Source organism: Pseudomonas sp. BMW13 (assembly GCF_013357275.1).
Lineage (GTDB): Bacteria > Pseudomonadota > Gammaproteobacteria > Pseudomonadales > Pseudomonadaceae > Aquipseudomonas > Aquipseudomonas khazarica.
Map to the genome: position 1 here is coordinate 1 of NZ_SUKD01000036.1, position 22,711 is coordinate 22,711.

Consider the following 22,711-nt stretch of genomic DNA (forward strand, 5'->3'; position numbering starts at 1 on the left):
CGTGTTGCAACCGTAGGGTGGATGACGCTCTTCTCATCCACCATCGCGTACAGCAAACGGTGGACGGGTGAAGCGTCGTCCACCCTACGTGAGACCACATGTTGCAACCGTAGGGGGGATGACGCCTCTTCTCATCCACCATCGCGTACAGCAAACGGTGGACGGGTGAAGCGTCGTCCACCCTACGTGAGACCGCGTGCTGCAGCCGTGGGGGGATGACGCTCTTTTCATCCACCACCGCGTATACCGAACGGTGGACGGGTGAAGCGTCGTCCACCCTACGTGAGACCACGTGTTGCAACCGTAGGGTGGATGACGCTCTTTTCATCCACCATTGGGCAAGGCTGTCAGAAGTTGGTGCTGAGGCTGGCGTAGAAGGTGCGCCCCGGCTCGTTGTAGGTGTATGCGCCGGCCTCGCGGCTGTTGCCCTCGCGGTACAGGCGCTTGTCGAACAGGTTGCTGACGCCCGCGCCGATGCTCCAGTTCTTGTCGATGGCATAGGTGCCGCCGACCCCGACCAGCGCATAGGGGGCGATCTCCCGCCGTGCATCGCCACTCAGCACGTTGCCCTGGTAGTCGTACTTGCCCGGCGTCTGCCGGCCGTACCAGGTCACCGTGGTCTGCAGCGACAGCGGGTCGGTCACCTGCCAGTCGAGGGTGGAGTTGACGGTGAACTCGGGGATGATCGACAACGGCTCGCCGGTCTCCTTGTTCTTCGATTGCAGCATCCAGGTGAAGTTGGTGTTCCAGCTCAGGCTGCTGGCCAGCGGCATCTTCAGGTTGCCCTCGAAGCCTTCGACCACCGCACGCGGAATGTTGGTCCACTGGAACACGTTGGCCACGCGCGTGCTGCTGCCCTGGGTGAAGTTGACCGAACCCACCGGTGTACGGCCCGCTTCGACCTTGTCGCGGTAATCGTTGCGGAACCAGGTCAGGCTGGCATGGTAGTCGGCGGATTCGAACTCGATGCCCAGCTCCTTGTTGACGCTGGTTTCCGCTTCGAGATTCTCGTTACCCACCAGGAAGCAGCCCGGCCCGCCTGTGACGAAGTCCCAGCAGCCAAGGCCGTTGCTGTACAGCGCGTAGGACGCGTTGCTCTGGTACAGGTTGGGCACCTTGTAGGCCCGTGCGATACCGGCCTTGAGGGTGAAGTGGTCGTCCAGGCGATGCGACAGGTTGAGCGACGGGCTCCAGTTGCCGCCGCTCAGGCTGTTGTGGTCGTAACGCAATCCGGGCGTGAGAACGGTGCCGGGACGCAACTCGATGTTGTCCTCGACGAACAGCGATGCGGTGCGCATGGCGATGTCGCCATCGAAGCGAGTCGGGTAACCGACGCTCTGGATCGCGGCGAGATCGGAGACGCCATCTTCCATGCGCTGCTCGTTCCACTCCGCCCCCAGCGTCACCACCTGCTCGAACACGGCCGAGATCGGCAGGCTCACTTCACTGTGCGCGGTCAGGCTCTCCAGCTCGATGGTGCCGAACTGGTCACTGTAGATCGCCCCCTCCGGCCCACCGGCCAGGCCTTCCTTGAGCCGGTTGTTGCGCGTGCGCTCGTACTGCAGGTAGTTCATCGTGGTACCGAAATCCCAGTCGCCGTGGTGCGTGACGCCGTAGGTGTTGCGGTACATGCGGTTGGTTTCGCGGCCGATCCAGGCGCTGCGGTAGTTGTCGACCACGGCACTGCTGGACAGGTTGTTCATGCTGTCGCCGGTGTAGATGTTGCCCTGGCGACTGAAGCCGGCCTGCAGCTCGAGGGTCTGCGACTCGTCGAGGCGCCAGGTCAGGGTGCCGTCCACGTCACGGTTGCGCACCCCTTCACGACCGGCCAGGGCAGCATTGGAGGCGCTGACGGCACGGCCTTCGTTGATGTCCTCGTCGTCAGAATCGGTCTTGTTCAGGTTGCCGTACACGCGATACGAGAGGGTATCGGTCAACGGGCCGCTGAGCCCGAAGTTGAGGCGGCGGGTGGCGCCCTCCTCGCTGTGCTCGGGCATGTTGGCGTACAGGCTGAGGTTGCCGTGGTGCTCCAGGCCGGCCTTCTTGGTGATGATGTTGACCACGCCACCGGCGGCGCCGCTGCCATAGCGCGCGGCGGCGGGGCCACGCAGCACTTCGATGCGCTCGATCTGCTCGGCCGGCACCCAGTTGGTGTCGCCGCGCGTGTCGCGGTCACCGCGCCAGCCATAACGCACGGCATTGCGCGAGCTGACCGGCTTGCCGTCGATCAGGATCAGGGTGTTCTCCGGGCCCATGCCACGGATATCGATCTGCCGATTGTTGCCGCGCGCACCCGAACCGCTGTTGCCGGTCAGGTTGACCCCCGGCTGCTTGCGGATGATCTCGGCGACATCGTTCATCGGCGGCGCCTTCTGGATGTCCTCGGCGGTGATCACCGACACCCCGAGCGCCTGCTTGAGTTCTTCCTGGGCCGTACCGAGCACCTCGGTAGGCTGCAGCTCAAGCGGCTCTTCGGCGGCCATGGCGAACCCTGGCAGCGCCAGCAGCACGGCGATGGCCAATGGATTGAACGAGTGTTCACGACACGATTGCAGGTACATAACCCCTCCCCGGCGTGCCACCCAATCGGGCGGCACAACAACTAATGCGAATGATTTGCATCAATAAATGGCGAGGCGTAGTCTGCCACCCTGTTTGCAGCAAGAGGTTTGCGCGCCGAGATTTGTTCTTTGCGCCAGAAGCACGCAGAGGTGCCCCGATGACCAGCAGTACCCCCATCGTCCGCGCCGGAGAGCTGGCCCAGTTGTCCGGTGACGCCATCCGCCTGGTCGGTGGCGAGAGCCGTGCCGACCGCCTGTTCCAGGGCCACCTGAGCTGGCGCCGTCTGCGCAGCGGGCTGTCGCTGCACTGCTCCGACTGCCTGGAACTGCAGGACTTCGCCACCCAGGCCGAGGCCCGTCCGCACCTGAACTTCATCCTCTTCCTGCAGGGGCGCAGCGAGGTCAGCTACGACGGCAAGCCATTCACCTTCGGCACCCCGCGCACGGGCTGCGAGGGAGTGACCATTGCCCTCAACGAACCGATGCTGTTCGCCCGCCGCGCGCGCCGTGGCCAGCACATCCGCAAGGTGTCGGTCAGCCTGACCCCGGAATGGTTCGAAGCGAGCGGTTTCGAGGCCCAGGCGGAGCTCAAGGCCTTGCTGCAGGGGGACTATCGGCCGCTCAACGTGCTGCGCTGGCAACCCTCGGCACGCCTGCTGACCCTGGCCGAGCAGGTGCTCCACCCGGGGTGCGGCAATCACCTGCTGGAGAACCTGTACCTGGAAAGCCGCGCCCTGGAGATCGCCGGCGAGGCCCTGAGCCTGCTGACAGGGCAGTCGGCCAGTGCACCGAGCAACCTGCGTCCGCACGAGCATCAACGCATTCGCCGCACCCTGGAACTGCTGCACAGCGGCACGGCCGATGGCTGGTCACTGGAAGACATCGCCCAGGAGGTAGGTTGCTGCGCCAGCACCCTGCAACGGCAGTTCCAGGCAGCCAAGGGTACGTCGCTGTTCGAGTATCAGCGCCAGCGCAAGCTGCAGCAGGCGCGTGAAGCGCTGGAACAGCAAGGGGTGAGCGTCAGTCAGGCGGCCTGGATCGCCGGCTACGGCAGCGCCGCCAACTTCTCCACGGCGTTCAAGCGCGCCTTCGGCATCAGCCCCAAGCAGGTCCGCGCGCGACTGTAGCGATCACCCGCCAAGCCGCGCCCGGCGCGGGCGAGAGGCCTACGCCCCTCCCGCAAGCGGGAGAGGGTGTTGCGCGCAGCCGCTGTTACCGGGCGCTGATCACGGGGGCGGTGAGCTTTTCCAGCAGGCCGGCCTGCGCATTGCGCGGGTTCTGGTTGCCGGTGGGCTGCTGGCGCACGTAGCGACCGTCGGACTGCAGCACCCAGGCCTGGGTGTTGTCGGTCAGGTAGCTTTCCAGCTCCTTCTTGACCCGGGTGATGAGCTTCTTGCCCTCGACCGGGAAGCAGGTCTCCACGCGCTTGTCGAGGTTGCGCTCCATCCAGTCGGCACTGGACAGGTAGATCAGCTCGTCGCCGCCGTTGAGGAAGTAGTACACGCGGGTGTGTTCGAGGAAGCGACCGATGATCGAGCGCACCTGGATGTTGTGCGACACGCCCGGCACGCCCGGACGCAGGCAGCACATGCCACGCACCACCAGGTCGATCTTCACCCCGGTCTGGCTGGCCTTGTACAGCGCGCGGATGACCTTCGGATCGGTCAGCGAGTTGAACTTGGCGATGATGTGCGCCGGCTTGCCCTCGGCCGCCGCCGCGGTTTCCTTGGCAATCAGGTCGAGCAGGGTCTTCTTCAGGGTGAAGGGCGCGTGCAGCAGCTTCTTCATGCGCAGGGTCTTGCCCATGCCGATCAGCTGACTGAACAGCTTGGAGACGTCCTCGCCGAGCGCCACGTCGGCGGTCAGCAGGCTGTAGTCGGTGTACAGACGAGCGTTGCCGGCATGGTAGTTGCCGGTACCCAGGTGCGCATAGCGACGAATCTCGCCGTTCTCGCGACGCAGGATCAGCATCATCTTGGAGTGGGTCTTGAAGCCGACCACCCCGTAGATCACCACCGCGCCAGCGGCCTGCAGACGGCTGGCGAGCTGCAGGTTGGACTCTTCGTCGAAACGCGCACGCAGCTCGATCACCGCCGTGACTTCCTTGCCGTTGCGCGCCGCCTCGACCAGTGCGTCGACGATCTCCGAATTGGCGCCGGAGCGGTACAGCGTCTGCTTGATGGCCAGCACGTGCGGGTCCTTGGCGGCCTGGCGCAGCAGGTCGACCACCGGGGTGAAGGACTCGAACGGGTGCAGCAGGAGGATGTCCTGCTTGCTGACCACGTTGAAGATGTTCTCCGAGTTCTGCAGCGGCTTGGGGATCACCGGGGTGAACGGTGCGTACTGCAGGTCCGGGTGGTTATCCAGGCCGGTGATGCTGAACAGGCGCGTCAGGTTGACCGGGCCGTTGACCTGGTACAGCTCGCCCTCGGTCAGGCCGAACTGCTTGAGCAGGTGATCGCGCAGGTGTTTCGGGCAGGTGTCGACCACCTCCAGGCGCACCGCATCGCCGTAACGACGGCTGAACAGCTCGCCGCGCAGGGCGCGGGCCAGATCTTCGACGTCCTCGGTGTCCACCGACAGGTCGGCGTTACGGGTCAGGCGGAACTGGTAGCAGCCCTTGACCTTCATGCCCTGGAACAGGTCGTCGGCATGGGCGTGGATCATCGACGAGAGGAACACGTAGTTGTCGCCGGGGCCACCGACCTCTTCCGGCACGCGGATGATCCGTGGCAGCAGGCGTGGCGCCGGGATGATGGCCAGACCGGAATCGCGACCGAAGGCATCGACGCCCTCCAGCTCGACGATGAAGTTCAGGCTCTTGTTCACCAGCAGCGGGAAGGGGTGCGTCGGGTCGAGCCCGATGGGCGTGATGATCGGCGCGATCTCGTCGCGGAAATAGCGGCGTACCCAGGTCTTGAGCTTGGCCGTCCAGTAGCGCCGACGAATGAAGTTGATGCCTTGCTTGGCCAGGGCCGGAAACAGCGTGTCGTTGAGGATCGCGTACTGACGCTCGACCTGCTCGTGCACCAGCTCGCTGATGCGCGACAGCGCCTGATGCGGCTGCAGGCCGTCGGCGCCGGCCTGTTCGCGGGCGAAGTTGATCTGCTTTTTCAGGCCGGCGACGCGAATCTCGAAGAACTCGTCGAGGTTGCTGGAGAAGATCAGCAGGAACTTCAGGCGTTCCAGCAAGGGATAGGACTCATCCAGGGCCTGCTCCAGCACGCGGATATTGAACTGCAACTGGGACAGTTCACGGTGGATGTACAGGCTGCTGTCATCCAGGCTGGGGGGCGGCGGTGGCGGTGTTTCCACCACCGGTTGCTCAGCCACCACCTCGACCTGGGGTTGCGGCTGGGAGCCTTCGAGCGCTTCGCTGGTGAGTCCTTCGGTGTTCATCGCTGGGTTCCTGGGGGCGTCATTGCCCCTGTTTTAGCAGTTCTGCCGCACGTACGGCGAAATAGGTGAGGATGCCATCGGCACCGGCGCGTTTGAATGCGGTGAGCGACTCCATCATCGCTGCCTCGGTCAGCCAGCCGTTCTGGATCGCCGCCATGTGCATGGCGTACTCACCGCTGACCTGGTAGACGAAGGTCGGCACCTTGAAGGTGTCCTTCACGCGCCACAGCACATCCAGGTACGGCATACCCGGCTTGACCATGACCATGTCGGCGCCCTCGGCGAGGTCGGCGGCGACTTCATGCAGCGCCTCGTCACCATTGGCCGGGTCCATCTGGTAGGTGAACTTGTTGCCCTTGCCCAGGTTGCCGGACGAGCCGATGGCATCGCGGAACGGCCCGTAGTAGGCGCTGGCGTACTTGGCCGAGTAGGCCATGATGCGGGTGTTGACGTGATCGCCCAGCTCCAGCGCCTCGCGGATCGCCTGCACCCGGCCGTCCATCATGTCCGACGGCGAGATGATGTGCGCGCCGGCCTCGGCGTGCGACAGCGACTGACGGACCAGCGCGTCGATGGTGATGTCGTTGAGCACGTAGCCATCGTCATCGATGATGCCGTCCTGGCCGTGCGTGGTGTAGGGGTCCAGCGCGACGTCGGTCATCACCCCGAGCTCCGGGAAGCGCTCGCGCAGCGCGCGGATGGCGCGCTGGATCAGCCCGTCCGGGTTCCACGCCTCGGCGGCGTCGAGCGACTTGCGCTCGGTCGGGATGTACGGGAACAGGTCGATCAGCGGAATACCCAGCTCCACCCAGCGTTCGGCCTCGACCAGCAGCTGATCGATCGACAGGCGCTCGACGCCCGGCATCGACGCGATCGCCTCGCGACGGTTCTCGCCGTCGAGAATGAATACCGGCAGGATCAGGTCATCGACGCTCAGGCGGTTCTCGCGTACCAGCCGACGGGAGAAATCGTCGCGACGGTTGCGGCGCAGGCGGGTGGCGGGGAACAGGCGGTTGGCGGGGGTAACGCTCACGGCAGACTCCAGAGCCCGCAAGAACGGGCCAGTGTGACGGTTATAAGCGACCATTATGACCAAATGATGACGGTCGCATTACTTCGTGCGACTGCGCGTCGCACAGGCAGTCGCACATTGTGGCACGGCCTGCCACCTTCCGGGCCTTTCGCGGTCGGAGTAGTCTTCACCCCCCATGATCCACGAGCGCAGCACATGCTCCAAGAGCTGATCCGCCAGTTCGGTTATCCGGCCCTGATTCTCGGTACCTTCCTCGAAGGCGAGGTGTCGCTGCTGCTGGCCGCCTACATGGCCGTGCGCGACGTGCTGCAGATCGAATGGGTGGCGCTGTGCGCCTTTCTCGGCACCTTCGCCAGCGACCAGCTGTGGTACTACCTCGGCCGTCGCCACGGCCGCGCCCTGCTGGCGCGCAAGCCGCGCTGGCAACCGCTGGGCGAGCGCGCCAGCGGGCTGATCAGGCGCTACCCGGATCTGTGGGTACTGTGCTTTCGCTTCCTCTACGGCCTGCGCACGGTGATGCCGCTGACCATCGGCCTGTCCGGCTATTCATGGCCGCGCTACCTGCTGCTCGACGCCATCGGCGCCGGCGTCTGGGCCGGAGGCATCAGCCTGCTGGCCTACAGCCTGGGCAACGCCATGGGCGGCCTGCTCGACGAGCTGCGCCACTACCAGATCCTGCTGCTCGCCGGCGTGGTGCTGCTGCTTGCGTTCGCCTGGCTATACCGGTGGAGTCAGCGCCGGCGCGGCTGAGCCACGCGCCAGCCAGATACCCAGCAGGCTGGCCAGGCTGTAGGCGACAAGCCAGCCCCAGGCGCCGCCATCCAGGCTCAGCGCACCCAGCGCACCCGCCAGCCACAAGGCCGGGACGTTGAGCAGCAGGCGCAGGTACTCGAGCCTGGCGGCGCCAGGGCGATTCTCCAGCCACAGGCCGATGCTGCACAGGCCCAGGGCGACCCACAGGCAGGCCAGCAGCAGCGCCGCCAGGGCCAGCGACTCACCTTGCGCGAGCAGCCAGACACCGGCCAGCAGGTAACAGACGAACTGCAGCAGGGCATAGCATTGCGCACCGCGCCCCAGGGCGACGTCGAACTTGCGGAAGTTGCCCAGGTCCGGCTTGGCCTGCGGATAGCGCGCCGCCACATCGGCCGGGCGCCAGCCGGTGGGCATGAACCAGATGCGCAGCCGATCCCACCAGGAGGCGGCCCGCCGCGCATCGTTCCACAACCCGGCATAGACCTGCAGGTTGGCCCACAGCGGGTTCCAGCTGGCGAGCGGTACGGTGACGCCGAAGATCACCGGCTCCTCATCCAGCTCTTCCTGGAAGGTGCCGAAAATTCGATCCCAGACGATGAACACACCGCCGTAATTGCGATCCATGTAGATAGGATTCTGTGCATGGTGCACCCGATGGTTGGAGGGCGTGATGAACAGCCACTCGAACCAGCCCAGCTTGGGAATGTGCCGGGTGTGCACCCAGAACTGATAGAGCAGGTTCAGCGCCGCCACCGTGAGAAACACCAGCGGCGGCACACCGGCGATGGCCATCGGCAGGTAGAAGATCCAGCCGAAGATGAAACCGGTGCTGGTCTGCCGTAACGCCGTGGAGAGATTGTAGTCTTCACTTTGATGGTGCACCGCATGCGCGGCCCAGAGCACGTTGCGCTCATGGCCCAGGCGGTGGTTCCAGTAGTAGCAGAAGTCATAGAAGACGAAGGCGCCCACCCACACCCAGAGGCTGCTTGCGGATAGTTCGAACAACGCCAGGTGCTCCCAGGCGAAGGTGTAAGTCAGCAGGCCCACCACCTTGGTCAGCAGGCCGGTGGCCTGCGACAGCACGCCGGCGCTGAGGCTGTTCAGGGCGTCGGCCAGGCGGTAGGTGCGCATGCCGCGCCAGCGGTCGGCGAGCAGTTCCAGGCCGATCAGCAGGAAGAAGAAGGGCACTGCATAGAGAACGTAATTCATGACTGCGCCATAGCGTTGTACTTGTGCCGGGATTGGGCTGATGTTCATCCTATGCGCAGCCTCGCCAGGCTTCGCGGCGGCAGATGACAGTCCAAGCGGCATATGGCGACAGACCAACGATTGCCAACACCCACGTCCGCGCTGCGGGCGTGTTTTCCTCACCAGGAGTCGAGCATGAACAAGAAAGTGGCTGTGATTCTGTCCGGCTGTGGCGTCTACGACGGTGCCGAGATCCATGAAAGCGTGATCACCCTGTTGCGCCTCGACCAGCGCGGCGCCGAGGTGCAGTGCTTCGCCCCCGACGTGGCGCAGTTGCACGTGGTGGATCACTACAGCGGCGACGAGATGAACGAGACGCGCAACGTGCTGGTGGAGTCCGCACGCATCGCCCGTGGCCAGATCAAGGACGTCAGGGCGCTGCACGCGGCGGACTTCGATGCGCTGATCATGCCGGGCGGCTTCGGTGTGGCGAAGAACCTGTCCGACTTCGCCACCAGTGGTGCGGGCTGCAGCGTGCAGCCGGACGTGCTGGCCGCGTGCAAGGCGTTCGCCGATGCCGGCAAGCCGGTCGGCATGATGTGCATCGCCCCGGCGCTGGCGGCCAAGATCTTCGGCGCCGGCGTGGCCTGCACCATCGGCACCGACCACGACACCGCCGCCGCCCTCACCCAGATGGGCGCCGAGCACCATGAGTGCGAGGTCAGCGAGATCATCGAGGACCGCCAGCGCAAGCTGGTGACCACCCCGGCCTACATGCTCGCCCAGTCCATCGCCGAAGCGGCCTCGGGCATCAACAAGATGGTCGACCGGGTGCTGGAGCTGGCCCACCACTGAGGGCCGGCGAGCGCCCATCGCAGGGCGCTTCGGTCATAGGCCAGGGCAGTCTGGCCGCCGCGCTGTTCAAGTCCATCGGGCTGCGGCAGCGTGGCGGCATGTCTTCATGGAGCGCCCCATGTCCCAGCCCTTCGTCCTCGACGCCGCCCTGCAGCAGGCGGTCGCCAGTTTCTTTCAACGCATCCCCTTCAACCAGGTGCTCGGCATCGAGCTGGATGAGCTGAGCCCCGAGCGGGTCACCATGCACCTGCCGATGAAGCCCGAGCTGATCGGCAACTTCGTCCACGGCATCCTGCATGGCGGGGTGATCTCGTCCCTGCTCGACGTCTGCGGCGGCGCCATGGCATTGATCGGCGCCTCCGCCAACCACCAGCACCTGCCAGCTGCCGAACGCATGAGCAAGCTGTCCAAGCTCGGCACCATCGACCTGCGCATCGACTACCTGCGCCCTGGCCGTGGCCAGCGCTTCAACGCCACCGCCACGCCGCTGCGCGCCGGCAACAAGGTCGCGGTGATCCGCATGGAGCTGCACAACGACGAAGGCGTACTGGTGGCAGTGGGCACCGGCACCTATCTGTGCGGCTAGGCCAGGAGAACCCTGGCTCGTAGCCGGGGGCAATCCGTGACGACTAGCGGCTCAAGCGCGTGAGAATCCGATCCAGCGCATTGGCGAACGCCTGGCGGTCCTTCTCCGAGTAGGGTGCCTGGCCACCGCCGACCTGGCCCTGTTCGCGCAGGTCGGTGAACAGGTTGCGCACCGCCAGGCGCTCGCCCATGTTGCGCTCGTCGAACTCTCGGCCACGCGGGTCGAGTGCCGCGACGCCCTTCTTCACCAGGCGGTCGGCCAGGGGCACGTCGCTGCAGATCACCAGTTCGCCAGGCACCGCGTGCTCGACCAGATGATCGTCGGCCGCGTCCGGGCCACTGGGCACCACGATCAGTTTCACGCAGGCGAAATTCGGCCGGGCGACGGCCTGGCCGGCCACCAGCACCACCTCGAAGCCTCGCTTGAGGGCGAACTTGACCACCTGATCCCGCGCCGCCCGAGGGCAGGCGTCGGCGTCGATCCATACACGCATGCAGCAACTTCCGCAGAGAAAACTGCGCCCAGTATGCCAGCAGGCGGGCGGCTCAGGTGTTGTAGAACGGCTCGCAGCGTTCGCGCACGGCACGCGACAGGTTGTCGTCCGCCAGTTCGATCAGATCCAGTTCGACCTCGTCCGGCAGCAACTCGGCGACCAGCGCCGCCAGGCGCCGCTGGCCACGGATATCGGCACCGGACACCGCCAGCAGCAGGCGCGGCTGCGGGCCGATGGCCGGATCGCGCAACGCCGCCAGGAAGGCTTCGCGCACGGCGAGCTGGGCACAGGCAGCGGACAGCGCCTGTTCCAGCGGGGGATGACGCAGCGCGGCCAGCGCCAGATCCGGGCTGTCGGCGTAATGGGTGGAATGGATCGAGGAGGACATGCGTGCACTCGGCAAAGGAATTGGAACCAGCCTAGGTGCACTGAGACTCGCTGTCGTGGCAGCGGTTCACGCTATGAGGCAAAGAGGGCGAGCAAAGCCGCCCTCGTTCACGCCGCGTCCGTTCAGGCCTGCTCGGCCGTGCGCCGACGCTCGCCGAGCAGGCTGCGCCCATACAGCAGGGCGATGCCGGCCAGCGCCAGCGCTTGTGCCGAGAGGCTCCAGGCATCGGGGTGAATGCCCAGCCAGTCGAACTCGAAGAACGCCACCGGGCGCGTGCCCAGCACCCCGGCCTCCTGCAGCGCCGCCACGCCATGGCCGGCGAACACCACGGAGAGAATGCACAGCAGCACCGCGTTGACGCCGAAGAAGGTCGCCAGTGGCAGCTTGCGCGAACCGCGCAGAATCACCCAGGCCAGGCCGAGCAGCACCACCAGGGCGGCACCGGCGCCGGCCAGCACGGCGCCATGTCCGGCCGGGCCGGCCTGCAGCCAGAGGGTTTCGTAGAACAGGATGACTTCGAACAGCTCGCGGTACACCGAGAAGAACGCCAGCACGGCGAAGCCGAAACGGCCACCGCCACCGACCAGGCTGCTCTTGATGTAGTCCTGCCATGCGGCGGCGTGACGACGGTCGTGCATCCACACGCCGACCCACAGCAGCACCACGCTGGCGAACAGTGCGGTCGCCCCTTCGAGCAGTTCGCGCTGGGCGCCACTGACGTCGATGACGTAGGCAGCCACCGCCCAGGTCGCGACGCCGGCGAGCAGGGCCAGGCCCCAGCCGACGTGCACGCTGCGCGCGGCCTGCTGCTGACCGGTGTTGTTGAGGAAGGCGAGGATCGCCGCCAGCACCAGAATCGCTTCCAGGCCTTCACGCAGCAGGATCAGCATGCTGGAGAAGAAGCTCAGCGAGGCGTTCATCGCACCGCCCTCGAGCAAGGCGGCCGACTTGTCCAGTTCGACCTTGGCCAGCTCCAGCGCCTGGGCGGCCTGGGCGACACTGGCGCCGTCCTGAACCGCCTGGCGGTAGGCCATCAGCGCCCTCTCGGTGGTCTTGCGCTGCACCGCATCGAGGTTGTCCAGCGCGCTCTCGACCAGCTCGAAACCCTCCAGGTAGGCACCCACCGAGAGGTCGTAGGCCTGTTCGACATGGCCATCGCGGTAGGCCTGCAGGCTGCGCTCCAGGGTACTGCGAGTATGCCCGATCAGCTGCTGCGGGCCGCGCTTCTCCACGGTCGGATGAGCACGCTGGGCGCGGAACGCGGCGCCATCGCCCCCCTCCGCGACGATCTCCGCAGGCGTGCGTCCGGCCAGGTCGGCCATGCGGAACTGCGCGCCACCCTGCGCCGGAGCGGCGCTGAAGCCGGCGATATAGCTGGCCAGGTCCCAGCGCTGGCGATCATCGAGCTGATCGGCGAAGGCCGGCATGTCGGTGCCCTCGATGCCCAGGCCGAGCGTGTTGTAGAGGTCGTAGAGGCTCAGCCGGTCCAGCCGCGCGGCATCGCGCAGATTGGCCGGTGGCGGCTCCAGGCCGATGCCCGCCGGGCCGTCGCCGGCGCCGGCATCGCCGTGGCAGACCGAGCAATGCTGCGCGTACAGCGGCGCACCGCGCTCGGGGTCGGGGGTGATGGCCGGAGTCTGCGCCACCTGATACAGCTCGGCCAGGCGGGCACTGAGCTGACGCGCCTGATGCGCAACGTCTGCACCGGGCTGACGCTGCTCGACGGCGTGCTTCAGCGCAGCGATGCCCTGTTCCAGTTCAGCGCGTTCGGCCTTGGCCGGCAGTGCGACCACCAGCCCCTGCAGGACCCCGATGAATTCCAGCTGCTCGCGGTACTCGCCCGCGTCGACCACCTGGCCGTCGGCCACCGTGGCCGGGTAGTCGGCGCCAATGTAGCCGAGCATGTGCAGGGCCTGGGCGGCGCCATCGAGTGGCTCGGCCAGGGCAGCGAGGCTGCCGAGTGCCAGCAGCGGCAGCATCAGCCAGGAGAACAGGGAACGATAACGACTCATCAATGCATTCCGAAACGCGAATGGATGGCATTAAATTGTTGCCGGCCTGCCCTGCGCAGACAAGGAAAATATGAAATATTTGGTAACAACCCGCCGAGTGGCCGCCCGCAGGCGGCCGGGCATGGGCTTCAGACGGCCGCGCGCTTGACCGTGGCCAGCAGGCCCGCCGCTGCGGCGAACAGGGCGGCGAAGCTGCGATTCATCACCCGCTGCTGGCGGGGCGTACGCAGCGCGCGCAGCACGCGCGAGGCCAGGCCGGTGTAACCGGCCATGACGATCAGGTCGACCACGATCATGGTCGCGCCCATGATCAGGTACTGGGCCAGCAGCGGCGCATGCGGGTCGAGGAACTGCGGCAGCACCGCCAGCATGAAGACGATGGCCTTGGGATTGCTGGCGTTGACCAGGAAACCACGCAGCACCAGGGTCAGCGGCCGGCCAATCGGCCGCTCGACGGCGCCGCTATCCAGGTCACTGGGCAGGGCCACCCATTGCTTGTAGGCGAGGAACACCAGGTAGGCGACGCCGAACCATTTGATCACGCTGAAGGCCAGGGCTGAGGCGGCCAGAATGGCACCGACCCCGGCGGCGACGATGGCGATCTGCATCGCCAGGCCGAGCTGCAGGCCCAGCGCGTTCCAGTAGCCACGCCAGAAGCCATACTGCAGGCCAGCGGACATCGAGGCCACGGCGCCGGCACCTGGCGACAGGCTGATCACCCAGCAGGCAACGAAGAAGGCGAGCCAGGTTTCCAGTGCCATGATGCGTACCTCGAAAAGCTGAAATCAGGAGAAGGGGCTACAGCCTACTCCTGCGCCAGCGCCCAGACCAGCGGGTCAGCGCCAGCGGCGCACCGACTTCTGGAAGAACAGGCTGTTGGGCACCTGCAACAGGGCACCGGCGGCATCCTCGCTGAGGTCCTGCAGGGTGGTGTAGAACAGGTTGATGGCGATGACCCGGCCCTTGACGCCCGGCTTGTCGGCGCTCTCGATGACCTCCACGGTGTCGCCCATGCGAAACGGGCCCATGGTGAAGATCAGCAGTGCGCAGAACATGTTCGACAGCACGCTCCAGATGGCGAAGAAGGCCACTGCGGCAACGGCGGTGAAGCCGGTCAGCGCCGTCCACAGTACCGTCGCCGACACGCCCAGGCGCTCCAGCACCATAAGCAGGGCACTGCCCATGATCACCCAGCGCACCAGGCCTCGCAGGGGCTGCAACACCTCCGGCGGCAGCAGGCTGTAGCGTGCGCCGAGACGGCTGATGGCGCGGGTCAGAATGCGCTGGGCGAGCCAGGCCAGCAGGATGATCAGCAACACCTGACCGGCACGCAGCAAGGGCTCGCGCCACGCCATCAGCAGTTCCAGCTGCTCCATCACTCCGCCTCCTCCAGTTGCTGTTGCAGGGCCTCCAGGGTTTCCAGCGCCAGCAACCAGGCCTCTTCCAGCTCCGCCTCGCGGGCCTTGAGCCGGGCCTGCTCGGCCAGGCGCTCGCGCAACTCGTCCTTGCGCGCCGCTTCGTACAGCGTGCTATCGCCCAGTTGCTGCTCCACCCCGGCAAGCTGCCCCTGCACCTTGCCCAGCTCCTGCTCGAGCTTGTCGGCCTGCTTCTTGTGCGGCGCCAGTTGCTGGCGCAACGCGGCGGCGGCCTGGCGCTGGGCGCGCTTGTCGGTCTTCTCGCCGCCTGCCAGCGGTGCCCCCACTGGCAACTGGCGCGCGCGGAAGTCGACCAGCCAGCGCGCGTAGTCGTCGAGATCGCCCTCGAAGGGCTGAATGCGCCCGTCGGCCACCAGCAGGAACTCGTCGGTGGTGCTCTTCAGCAGGTGACGATCGTGGGACACCACCAGGACAGCACCGGCGAAGTCCTGCAGGGCCATGGTCAGCGCCAGGCGCATTTCCAGGTCGAGGTGGTTGGTCGGTTCGTCGAGCAACAGCAGGTTGGGCTTCTGCCAGGCGATCAGCGCCAGGGCCAGGCGCGCCTTCTCGCCACCGGAGAAATTGATCACCACTTCGTCGCAACGCTCGCCACGGAAGTCGAAACCGCCGAGGAAATCGCGCAGGCTCTGCTCGCGCTCGCCCGGGGCGATGCGCTGCAGGTGCAGCAGCGGGCTGGCCTTGGCATCCAGCGAATCGAGCTGGTGCTGGGCGAAGTAACCGATGGCCAGGTTCTCGCCACGCGCCAGCTCACCGCCGAGCACGGCGAGATCACCGGCCAGGGTCTTGATCAGGGTCGACTTGCCCGCGCCATTGGGGCCGAGCAGGCCGATGCGCGCACCGGGCGCCAGGCTCAGCTTGACCTTCTCCAGCACCACCTTGTCGCCATAACCCAGGCGCACCTCGGACAGGTTGAGCAGCGGGCTGGACACCTTGTCCGCCTCGCGGAAGGCGAAGTCGAAGGGCGAGTCGACATGCGCCGGTGCCAGTTCTTCCAGGCGCTCCAGCGCCTTGATGCGGCTCTGTGCCTGGCGCGCCTTGCTGGCCTTGGCCTTGAAGCGACGGATGAAGTCTTCCATGTGCGCACGCTGCGTCTGCTGCTTCTCGTACGCCTGCTGCTGCTGGGCCAGACGTTCGGCACGGGTGCGTTCGAAGGCCGAGTAGCCGCCCCGGTAGAGGGTCAGCTTCTGCTGCTCCAGGTGCGCCACGTGATCGACCACGGCATCGAGGAAATCGCGGTCGTGAGAGATCAGCAGCAGGGTGCCCGGGTAGCCCTTGAGCCACTCCTCCAGCCAGAGGATGGCATCGAGGTCGAGGTGGTTGGTCGGCTCGTCGAGCAGCAGCAACTCGGACGGGCACATCAGCGCCTGGGCCAGGTTCAGGCGCATGCGCCAGCCGCCGGAAAAGTCGCCGACGCGCTTGTCCATCTGCTCGCCGGTGAAACCCAGCCCCGCCAGCAGCTTGCGGGCGCGAGCATCGGCGGTGTAGCCCTGGGCGTTGTCCAGTTCGGTGTGCAGACGGGCGATGGCGGCGCCGTCATGCGCCTGCTCGGCACGCGCCAGTTCGGCCTGGATCGCCCGCAGGTGCAGGTCGCCATCGAGCACGTAGTCCACCGCCAGGCGTTCGAGGTTGTCGACCTCCTGGCGCATGTGGGCGATGCGCCAGTCGGCGGGCAAGCGGCAGTCCCCGGCATCGGGGCCGAGTTCGCCGCGCAGCAGCGCGAACAGGCTGGACTTGCCGGCGCCATTGGCACCGATCAGACCGACCTTCTGGCCGGCGTGCAGGGTCAGTTCCGCACCTTCGAGAAGGCGTTGCGGACCGCGCTGTAGAGTGAGGCTCTGGAGTCGGATCATAATGGCCGCGGAGTCTACCAAATCGCCCCGGAGGCCGCGTGCAGGATCTGTGGAATTTCGCGCTTGAACTCTACGCCAGACCCGGCGTGGAACACGCCTGCCTGGAGTTGCAGGAGGCAGGCTGCGATGTCTGCCTGCTCCTGACTGGTGCCTGGCTGCAAAGCCGTGGCGTGCGCTGCCTGGATGAACGCCTTTGTGCCCTGCGGGACGTGGCGGAGCCCTGGCAATGCGAGGTGGTCTCGCCCTTGCGCCAGCTACGCCGCGACTGGCGCAGCGCCGCCGGCCAGGATACAGCGCTGGCGAGCTTGCGCGAACAGGTCAAGCAACTGGAATTGCACAGCGAGCGCGTGCTGCTCGAGCGCTTGCAGGCACTTGCCGAACCCTGGCCGAGCGAAGCCGGCGACCATGACTGGCTGACGCACCTGGGAAGGCAGGACAGCGCCGCGCTGCATGTGCTGCGCGGCGCTATGGCTCAGCCTTAGGACGCGCTCGGCGTCTCTGCGGCACTGGCCCCAGTGCTCGCCGCTGGAGCGGCGGGCGCAACGGGTGCCGTCGGCGCTGCGGGCTTGGCGGCGGCCGGCTTGGCCGGAGCCTTCTTCACGGGCGCCTTGGCAGCTGCCGGCTTCTTCGCGACCGCAGGCTTGCTGACGGGCTTGGCTGCTGCTGGTTTGGCGGCCGGTTTCGCTGCGGCGGGCTTGGCTGCTGGCTTGGCTGCCGCCGGTTTGCTGGCCGCGGCAGGCTTGGCCGGGGCCTTGGCTGCGAGCGGCTTGGCAGCCGGTTTGGCAGCCGGTTTGGCGGCGGGCTTGGCTGCAGCGGGCTTGGCAGCCGCTTTCGGCGCTGCCGGCTTGGCTGCTGCAGGCTTGCGAGCGGTGGGCTTGGCCGCTGGCTTGCTGGCCGCTGCAGGTTTCGCTGCCGGCTTGCTGGCTGCCGCAGGCTTGGCAACGGGCTTGCTCACCGGTTTGGCGGCAGCCGCTTTGGCCGGAGCCTTCTTCACCGGTGCCTTGGCAACAGCGGGTTTCTTCGCCGCCGCCGGTTTGCTGGCCGGCTTGGCGGCCGGCGCGGCAGCCTTGGCGTCGCGCACGTCGAGCGCCTTGCCCGCGGCTTCTTTCACCTTGCCTACGCCCTGGGCCAGTTTCAGGCTCTCCTGAGCGTCACGCTTGAGCTGGCCGATGTAGTTGCGGGTTTCGCTCTGCCGGGTCTTGAGCGAGTCGAGCAGCTCTTCCAGCTCGGCCACCGCGTCCTTGGCCTTGGCCTGAGCCTTGGCTTTTCCAGCGACGGCGGCGTCCTGCAGCTTGCTGCGCGCCTTGTGCAGTTTTTCCTGGGCCTTGCCGCGCTGTTTCTCCAGCTTGGCGAGGAGTTTCTCGGCATCGATCAGTGCTTGCGAGCAGGCATTTTCCAGGTGCTCGAGCAGACTGGCAGACAACTGGTGAAGCAGGTGCAACGGAGTGGTTACGGACTTCTTCTTGGCCGACATGGCACGCCTCCTGGCGGATGTGGATCCGCCCATACTAGACGCACGAGCGAGGCGTCGCCATAGGCCTTTCGGCGAGCACAGCAGATACACGCAGGCACTGGCATAATCGCCGGGATCCTGTGTCGCCTCCGCGCGAGCCACAGGAAATGCACACCAGCCCGCATCCTGATCCGGAGACATCGCCATGCGCCGCGCCGCACTCGCCACCCTTGCGCTCTGCTGCAGCCTGACCGTACAGGCCGACCAGCACCAGCAAGACCTGGCCTACAGCCTCGGAGCAAGGCTCGGCGAGCGACTGCATGCAGAGGTACCGGACCTGCCTCTGGACGCGCTGGTCGAGGGTTTGCGCCAGGCCTACGACGGCAAGCCGCTGCGCCTGGACAGCGCCCGTATCGAACAGCTGCTCGATGAGCACGAAGCGCGCATCGCGGCCTCGCCGCAACGCCATGCCAAGGCTATCGAAGCAGAACAGCGCTTTCTCGCCGAGCAGCGCCAGCGCCCCGGCACCCGGGTGCTGGAGAACGGCGTGCTGGTGAGCGAGCTGGGCAGCGGCAGTGGCCCGACGCCCTCGGCACGTAGCCGGGTGCAGGTGAGCTATCGCGGTTCGCTGGCAGACGGCAGTGTCTTCGACGAGAGTGAGACGCCACAGTGGTTTCGCCTGGACAGCCTGATCGCCGGCTGGCGCAGCGCACTGCTGCAGATGCCCAAGGGCGCGCACTGGCGCCTGGTGATTCCGTCGAGTCAGGCCTATGGCGAGGAAGGTGCGGGTGATCTGATCCCCCCCTACGCGCCGCTGGTGTTCGACCTGCGCCTGCTCGACGTCGCCGACTGAGCGGCAACGTGCGGCCCGGAATCTCCGGGCGCTATCGGCACCCGAGGTTCAGAGCGCTTCGGCGGCCTGTTCCTGGTGGGCGGTGTGCAGCACCTCGATCAGGCAGTCTTCCAGCTCGAAGCGCTCATGCAGCAGCTGACCCAGACGCTCGAGCTCTGCCACCAGCGAGGCGCTGTCGCGGCAGTCACCGTTGTCACAGCGATCATTGAAGGCCAGCGCCACGGCGGTGATCGCCTCGAGACGCGGGTAGATGCGCTTGGCCAGCTCCAGGCCGCGCTGATCGTTGAAGGCCTTGGCCTCGCTGGTCAGCTGTTCGTAGACCTCGAAATGGCCTGCCGACACATAGTCCACCAGCAGCTCGCAGAAGCCCTGCAGAGACTCACCATTGATGGCCGGCGCCTGCGGTGCCTTGGTCAGGGCAGCGTAGGCCTGCACCAGTTCGCGCCGCTCACCCAGCCAGCGATCGATCAGCTGGTGAACCCCGCCCCAACGTTCCTGTGCGTTCCGACAACTCTCAAGCATGATGAACCTCGCTTCCCTTATCGATAAGGCCTGTTATACGTCCACTCCGGGACGTTCTTATGACCTGCGACCCTGGCGGCCACCCTTCGGGCGTCGCTACGCGACGTTGAAAATCATTCCCGACGATTTTTTGTCAATCGGTGCTTGTTCTTGGGAAGGCAACCGCAGAATGGCGTTTTTCCGACGATGCGTGCGAGCCAGATTATGCTCGTGGGCAGACACCATCAAGGCACTGCCACGAGAAATTTCATACGAGCGTTTGAGCAGCAAGCCACAGGCCTCGCGGCCTGCAGCAATACGCATTCTCAATCGCGACGCAGAAGCTGCAGCAGGCAGAAACCGATCATGCCGATGAAGCCGAGCAGGCTCCACTCGGGAATGCTCATGCCGAACAGCGTCCAGTTCACTTCGGCGCAATCGGCACTGCCCTGGAACACCAGGCGCACGATGTCCTGCAGCGGCAGCGCTTCCATCATGAACTCGAGGCTCGGCAGGCAGGCTTCGAGCTGGTCGGCCGGCACGCTCTGCAGCCAGATCTGCCGACCTGCGGTGGCGGCACCGGCGACGGCGAACAGCAGCGCCAGCACGGCATAGACACGCCGACCCAGGCGGCCCGGACCATGGAGCGAGGCGATCAGGCAGACCACACCGAACAGCACCACGCAGATACGTTGCAGGATGCACATCGGGCAGGGCTCGAGGCCGACGACATGTTCCAGATAGAGCGCAGCCGCCATCAGCAGTACGCAGCCGATGAATGCCAGGAAAAACAGGGGACGCGGACTGGCCAAGTGCATGGTGGCTCCGGGAAGGAAATCGAGGGCAGTACGGTAGAGGAAAGCGAGGGCGCCTTTCAAGGCGCCCGGCAACACGCGGCAGGCTATTCATCGCGCGGAAACGCCCCTCCGTCAGGGCGGCGCGCCTGCCGCGGCAATCGGCCGCAGCCGATCAGGCATTGGCCCCCTGCGGTTGCGGCAGCGGCGGCAGGCCCTGATGCAACAGGCCGAGACTTTCCAGCAACAGCTGATTGCTGCGCTCCAGCTCACCCAGTTGTGCCAGCAGGCGCGCCAGTTCGGCGCAGGTTTCCGGGTGCCGCTCCAGCTTCAGGCTGCTCTCGAAATAATCGCGGGCCTTGCCCCAGAGCTGGTTCTGCAGACACAGCCGGCCCAGGGTCAGCAGCAGGGCCGGATCCTGCGGATGCTGCTTGAGCCAGAGTTCGGCCGTCTGCAGCTGACGCGCCGGATCAGCGCCACGCAGCACGCCATAGAAACGCGCCAGACGGCTGTCGTAGCCACGTTTGAGGGCACTGCGCAGGACTTCTTCGGCCTCTTCCTGAGCGCCGAGACGACGCAGTTGCTCGACGTAGGCGGCAATCAGCTCAGGCTCCTGGCGCAACGGTGCAGACAGCTGCTGCCAGGCCTGGGTCAGCGGTTGCAGCGCCGTTTCGCCCTGCCCCTGCCCGGCAAGCCCGGCTTCGCCCAGGCGCCCGCGCCAGGTTTCGCGCTCCAGTTCATCCAGCTCGGCGGCCGGCAGGGCTTTCTCCTTGCGCAGCTCCGGCAGCAGACCGAGCAGCGCCGACCAGTCCTGACGCTGCAGGTACAGACGCTGCAACTGGCGCAACACCAGGTGATGCCCCGGGTGACGCTCGTGCATCGCCTGCAGCGTGTCCAGCGCAGCGTCCATGTCGCCACGGCTGCGCTGCAGCTCGGCGTGGGTCAGGGCGATGGCCAGCTCGGCCTGCGGCTGCCGGTTCAGGGCCTGCTCGAGCAGCGCATCGCTCTGTTCGTGCTGGCCGAGCTTGTTCGCCGCTCGCGCGGCGCCGAGGTAGAACATCAGCGGCTGGCTGTCGGCCTCGGCGGCGCGGGTCAGCTGACGTTGCGCACGCGCCCAGCGACCCTCCGCCAGGTCGAGCATGCCCTGCTCGGAAGCCAGGCGTACGCGCCGGTTGCGATGCAGGCGCGACCAGGGGTTGGCCAGGCGCGTCGAGCTGAGCAGCAGACGCAGCAGCCATTTGCCCAGGTAGTAGACCAGCACCACGGCCAGCAGCAGGCCGAGAAACGCCCACAGGCCGGACTGGTAGCGGAACCCCTTGTAGGCGAACAGCACGTAGCCGCGGTCGGCCTCGATGGCCAGACTCAGCAGGTACAGCCCCACCGCGACGGCCAGCAACAGCAGGAGCCAGATCAGGCGTTTCATTGCGCCTCCCCGGCCGCTGCGGCCCCCTGCCGACGCTGCGCGTGCTTGCGCTGCAAGTAGGCTTGCAGGGCGTCGAGCGACTCGCTCAGGTCGGGCACCTTGACCTCGACGCGGGCATCGGCCAGTTCGCTGAAACGCTGGCGCAGCGCGCGGCTGTCGGGGTTATCCAGGTTGAAGTGCGCGTCAAGGATGTCCTCTGCCTGCTTCAGCGACTGCCGGTACACGCCGGCCTGGCCATGCAGGGCCGCCCATTGCGCCTGCTCCAGTGCCAGCGAGAGGCTCAGGCGTACCTGCGACAGGCTTTGCCCCGAGAGCAGTGGCCGCACGTTGCGGTCCGCGTCGAACTCGATACGGAAGTACTGCGACAGGTCTTTCAGCCAGTCACTCCACCAGGCGCTGCCGTCGTTCTCGGCAGCCAGTTCGGAGAGCACGTCGCCCTGCCCGTCGAGGCTTGGCGCCAGTGGGTTGAGCGTGGCCGCCTGCTCACGCAGGGCGCCCAGCTGCAGGAACAGGCCGACACGATCGGGGCGCTCGGTGGTACGCAGGGCTTCCAGGCTGCGACTGAGCTGTTCGCGGGCACCGAAGGCCGCGGGGTCATCCTGATCGCGGAGAATCTCGTCGGCGGTCTGCACCAGCGCTTCGGCGCTGGCGACATCCTGCAGGGCGGACAGACGCAGGGTGGCAAGGCGCAGCAGGTGCTCGGCCTCGTCCAGGCGCCAGTCCTGCCGGGTGCCGTCGAGCACCGACTCCAGGCGCTGGCTCATGCGCTGCTGATCGGACTGCACATTGGCCAGAAGACGGCGACGCTCATCCAGTTCGGCCGCGCTGGGCAGGGCCGACAGGCGCGAGTCGAGGCGCTGGGCGAGCTCGTCGACCTTCTTCGCGCTGTCGTCTCGGGTGCGCTGCAGGTCCGCGGATTGCTGCTGTTCCCGGCCCTGTATCTGTTGCAGCTGCCAGAGGCTCCAGCCGCCGGCACCGGCGCCAGCCAGGCCGACCAGCAGGGCGAAGGCCGCGAGGCCGGTGCCACCGCCTTTGCCTGGGGTCTTCGCGGGGGGAGTGGCTGTGCTGTTCACGGCTGCGCTGGCCGGTTTTTCTTCTGGCGTATTCGGGGTGGATGCTTCGCTCACGTATCC

22 protein-coding genes are annotated in these 22,711 nt (G+C 66.5%); 6 read left to right on the top strand and 16 right to left on the bottom strand.

Going from position 1 to position 22,711, the window contains the following annotated elements:
* Positions 1 to 347: 347 nt before the first annotated feature.
* Complete coding sequence (locus tag E4487_RS22095; protein ID WP_152487597.1) at positions 348 to 2,561, bottom strand: TonB-dependent siderophore receptor; 2,214 nt, start codon at positions 2,559 to 2,561, stop codon at positions 348 to 350.
* Positions 2,562 to 2,719: 158 nt separating this feature from the next.
* On the opposite strand from E4487_RS22095, the gene E4487_RS22100 reads away from it, so the two are divergent.
* On the top strand, positions 2,720 to 3,688 hold the full coding sequence (locus E4487_RS22100) for an AraC family transcriptional regulator (RefSeq protein ID WP_175254409.1): 969 nt from the start codon (positions 2,720 to 2,722) through the stop codon (positions 3,686 to 3,688).
* An 85-nt stretch (positions 3,689 to 3,773) separates the two neighbouring features.
* Here the strand turns inward: E4487_RS22100 and ppk1 are convergent, their stop codons facing one another.
* Together ppk1 and hemB are read right to left on the bottom strand one after the other, a co-directional pair.
* Positions 3,774 to 5,960, bottom strand: a complete 2,187-nt coding sequence (gene ppk1 / locus E4487_RS22105; protein ID WP_175254410.1) for a polyphosphate kinase 1 — start codon at positions 5,958 to 5,960, stop codon at positions 3,774 to 3,776.
* 19 nt (positions 5,961 to 5,979) lie between these two features.
* Entirely contained in the window at positions 5,980 to 6,993 is a 1,014-nt protein-coding gene (hemB, locus tag E4487_RS22110) for a porphobilinogen synthase (RefSeq protein ID WP_037052854.1), read from the bottom strand.
* A gap of 195 nt (positions 6,994 to 7,188) precedes the next feature.
* On the opposite strand from hemB, the gene E4487_RS22115 reads away from it, so the two are divergent.
* A complete protein-coding gene (locus E4487_RS22115; protein ID WP_037052851.1) occupies positions 7,189 to 7,743 on the top strand; it encodes a DedA family protein in 555 nt (184 codons plus the stop codon).
* Here the strand turns inward: E4487_RS22115 and E4487_RS22120 are convergent.
* The gene (locus E4487_RS22120) at positions 7,711 to 8,955 is read right to left on the bottom strand and encodes a sterol desaturase family protein (protein ID WP_175254411.1); all 1,245 of its coding nucleotides are present in this window, start codon (positions 8,953 to 8,955) and stop codon (positions 7,711 to 7,713) included. The two genes, E4487_RS22115 and E4487_RS22120, sit on opposite strands and share 33 nt — an antisense overlap.
* Before the next feature lie 174 nt (positions 8,956 to 9,129).
* Between E4487_RS22120 and elbB the strand changes: the two genes are divergently transcribed.
* Together elbB and E4487_RS22130 are read left to right on the top strand one after the other, a co-directional pair.
* The gene (gene elbB / locus E4487_RS22125) at positions 9,130 to 9,789 is read left to right on the top strand and encodes an isoprenoid biosynthesis glyoxalase ElbB (protein ID WP_037052845.1); all 660 of its coding nucleotides are present in this window, start codon (positions 9,130 to 9,132) and stop codon (positions 9,787 to 9,789) included.
* A 118-nt stretch (positions 9,790 to 9,907) separates the two neighbouring features.
* Entirely contained in the window at positions 9,908 to 10,375 is a 468-nt protein-coding gene (locus E4487_RS22130; protein WP_175254412.1) for a thioesterase family protein, read from the top strand.
* Between the two features lie 43 nt (positions 10,376 to 10,418).
* On the opposite strand, the gene E4487_RS22135 is transcribed toward E4487_RS22130, so the two are convergent.
* The 6 genes from E4487_RS22135 to E4487_RS22160 all read right to left on the bottom strand — a co-directional run bounded on the left by E4487_RS22135 (position 10,419) and on the right by E4487_RS22160 (position 16,554).
* Entirely contained in the window at positions 10,419 to 10,868 is a 450-nt protein-coding gene (locus E4487_RS22135; RefSeq protein WP_004373364.1) for a YaiI/YqxD family protein, read from the bottom strand.
* Between the two features lie 52 nt (positions 10,869 to 10,920).
* Entirely contained in the window at positions 10,921 to 11,256 is a 336-nt protein-coding gene (locus E4487_RS22140) for an enhanced serine sensitivity protein SseB C-terminal domain-containing protein (protein ID WP_037052839.1), read from the bottom strand.
* A gap of 122 nt (positions 11,257 to 11,378) precedes the next feature.
* Complete coding sequence (locus tag E4487_RS22145) at positions 11,379 to 13,268, bottom strand: cytochrome c/FTR1 family iron permease (protein ID WP_175254413.1); 1,890 nt, start codon at positions 13,266 to 13,268, stop codon at positions 11,379 to 11,381.
* A 128-nt stretch (positions 13,269 to 13,396) separates the two neighbouring features.
* Positions 13,397 to 14,029 carry a LysE family transporter gene (locus tag E4487_RS22150; RefSeq protein WP_037052835.1) on the bottom strand — a complete coding sequence of 211 codons (633 nt, stop codon included), beginning with the start codon at positions 14,027 to 14,029 and terminating at the stop codon, positions 13,397 to 13,399.
* Positions 14,030 to 14,104: 75 nt separating this feature from the next.
* A complete protein-coding gene (locus E4487_RS22155) occupies positions 14,105 to 14,644 on the bottom strand; it encodes a mechanosensitive ion channel family protein (protein WP_037052833.1) in 540 nt (179 codons plus the stop codon).
* Positions 14,644 to 16,554, bottom strand: coding sequence for an ATP-binding cassette domain-containing protein (locus E4487_RS22160; protein ID WP_175254414.1), 1,911 nt, complete (start codon positions 16,552 to 16,554; stop codon positions 14,644 to 14,646). The genes E4487_RS22155 and E4487_RS22160 overlap by 1 nt, the downstream gene beginning before the upstream one ends.
* A gap of 38 nt (positions 16,555 to 16,592) precedes the next feature.
* Between E4487_RS22160 and E4487_RS22165 the strand changes: the two genes are divergently transcribed.
* A complete protein-coding gene (locus E4487_RS22165) occupies positions 16,593 to 17,036 on the top strand; it encodes a TIGR02444 family protein (RefSeq protein WP_175254415.1) in 444 nt (147 codons plus the stop codon).
* Here E4487_RS22165 and E4487_RS22170 read toward each other — a convergent pair.
* Entirely contained in the window at positions 17,033 to 18,028 is a 996-nt protein-coding gene (locus E4487_RS22170) for an AlgP family protein (RefSeq protein ID WP_175254416.1), read from the bottom strand. The genes E4487_RS22165 and E4487_RS22170 overlap by 4 nt on opposite strands.
* A 184-nt stretch (positions 18,029 to 18,212) precedes the next feature.
* Here E4487_RS22170 and E4487_RS22175 point away from each other — a divergent pair, with 184 nt between their 5' ends.
* Positions 18,213 to 18,860, top strand: coding sequence for an FKBP-type peptidyl-prolyl cis-trans isomerase (locus E4487_RS22175; protein ID WP_150607549.1), 648 nt, complete (start codon positions 18,213 to 18,215; stop codon positions 18,858 to 18,860).
* Between the two features lie 48 nt (positions 18,861 to 18,908).
* Here E4487_RS22175 and E4487_RS22180 read toward each other — a convergent pair whose 3' ends face one another.
* From E4487_RS22180 to E4487_RS22200, 5 genes are all read right to left on the bottom strand, one after another.
* Positions 18,909 to 19,382 carry an Rsd/AlgQ family anti-sigma factor gene (locus E4487_RS22180; protein ID WP_037052822.1) on the bottom strand — a complete coding sequence of 158 codons (474 nt, stop codon included), beginning with the start codon at positions 19,380 to 19,382 and terminating at the stop codon, positions 18,909 to 18,911.
* Between the two features lie 96 nt (positions 19,383 to 19,478).
* A complete protein-coding gene (locus tag E4487_RS22185) occupies positions 19,479 to 19,685 on the bottom strand; it encodes a hypothetical protein (protein ID WP_134677865.1) in 207 nt (68 codons plus the stop codon).
* Positions 19,686 to 19,687: 2 nt separating this feature from the next.
* Positions 19,688 to 20,179: a disulfide bond formation protein B gene (locus E4487_RS22190; protein ID WP_037052820.1), complete on the bottom strand. Its 492-nt coding sequence runs from the start codon at positions 20,177 to 20,179 to the stop codon at positions 19,688 to 19,690.
* A 151-nt stretch (positions 20,180 to 20,330) separates the two neighbouring features.
* Entirely contained in the window at positions 20,331 to 21,578 is a 1,248-nt protein-coding gene (locus E4487_RS22195; protein ID WP_037052818.1) for a heme biosynthesis HemY N-terminal domain-containing protein, read from the bottom strand.
* Positions 21,575 to 22,705, bottom strand: a complete 1,131-nt coding sequence (locus E4487_RS22200; protein WP_037052816.1) for a uroporphyrinogen-III C-methyltransferase — start codon at positions 22,703 to 22,705, stop codon at positions 21,575 to 21,577. The genes E4487_RS22195 and E4487_RS22200 overlap by 4 nt, the downstream gene beginning before the upstream one ends.
* Positions 22,706 to 22,711: the final 6 nt, after the last annotated feature.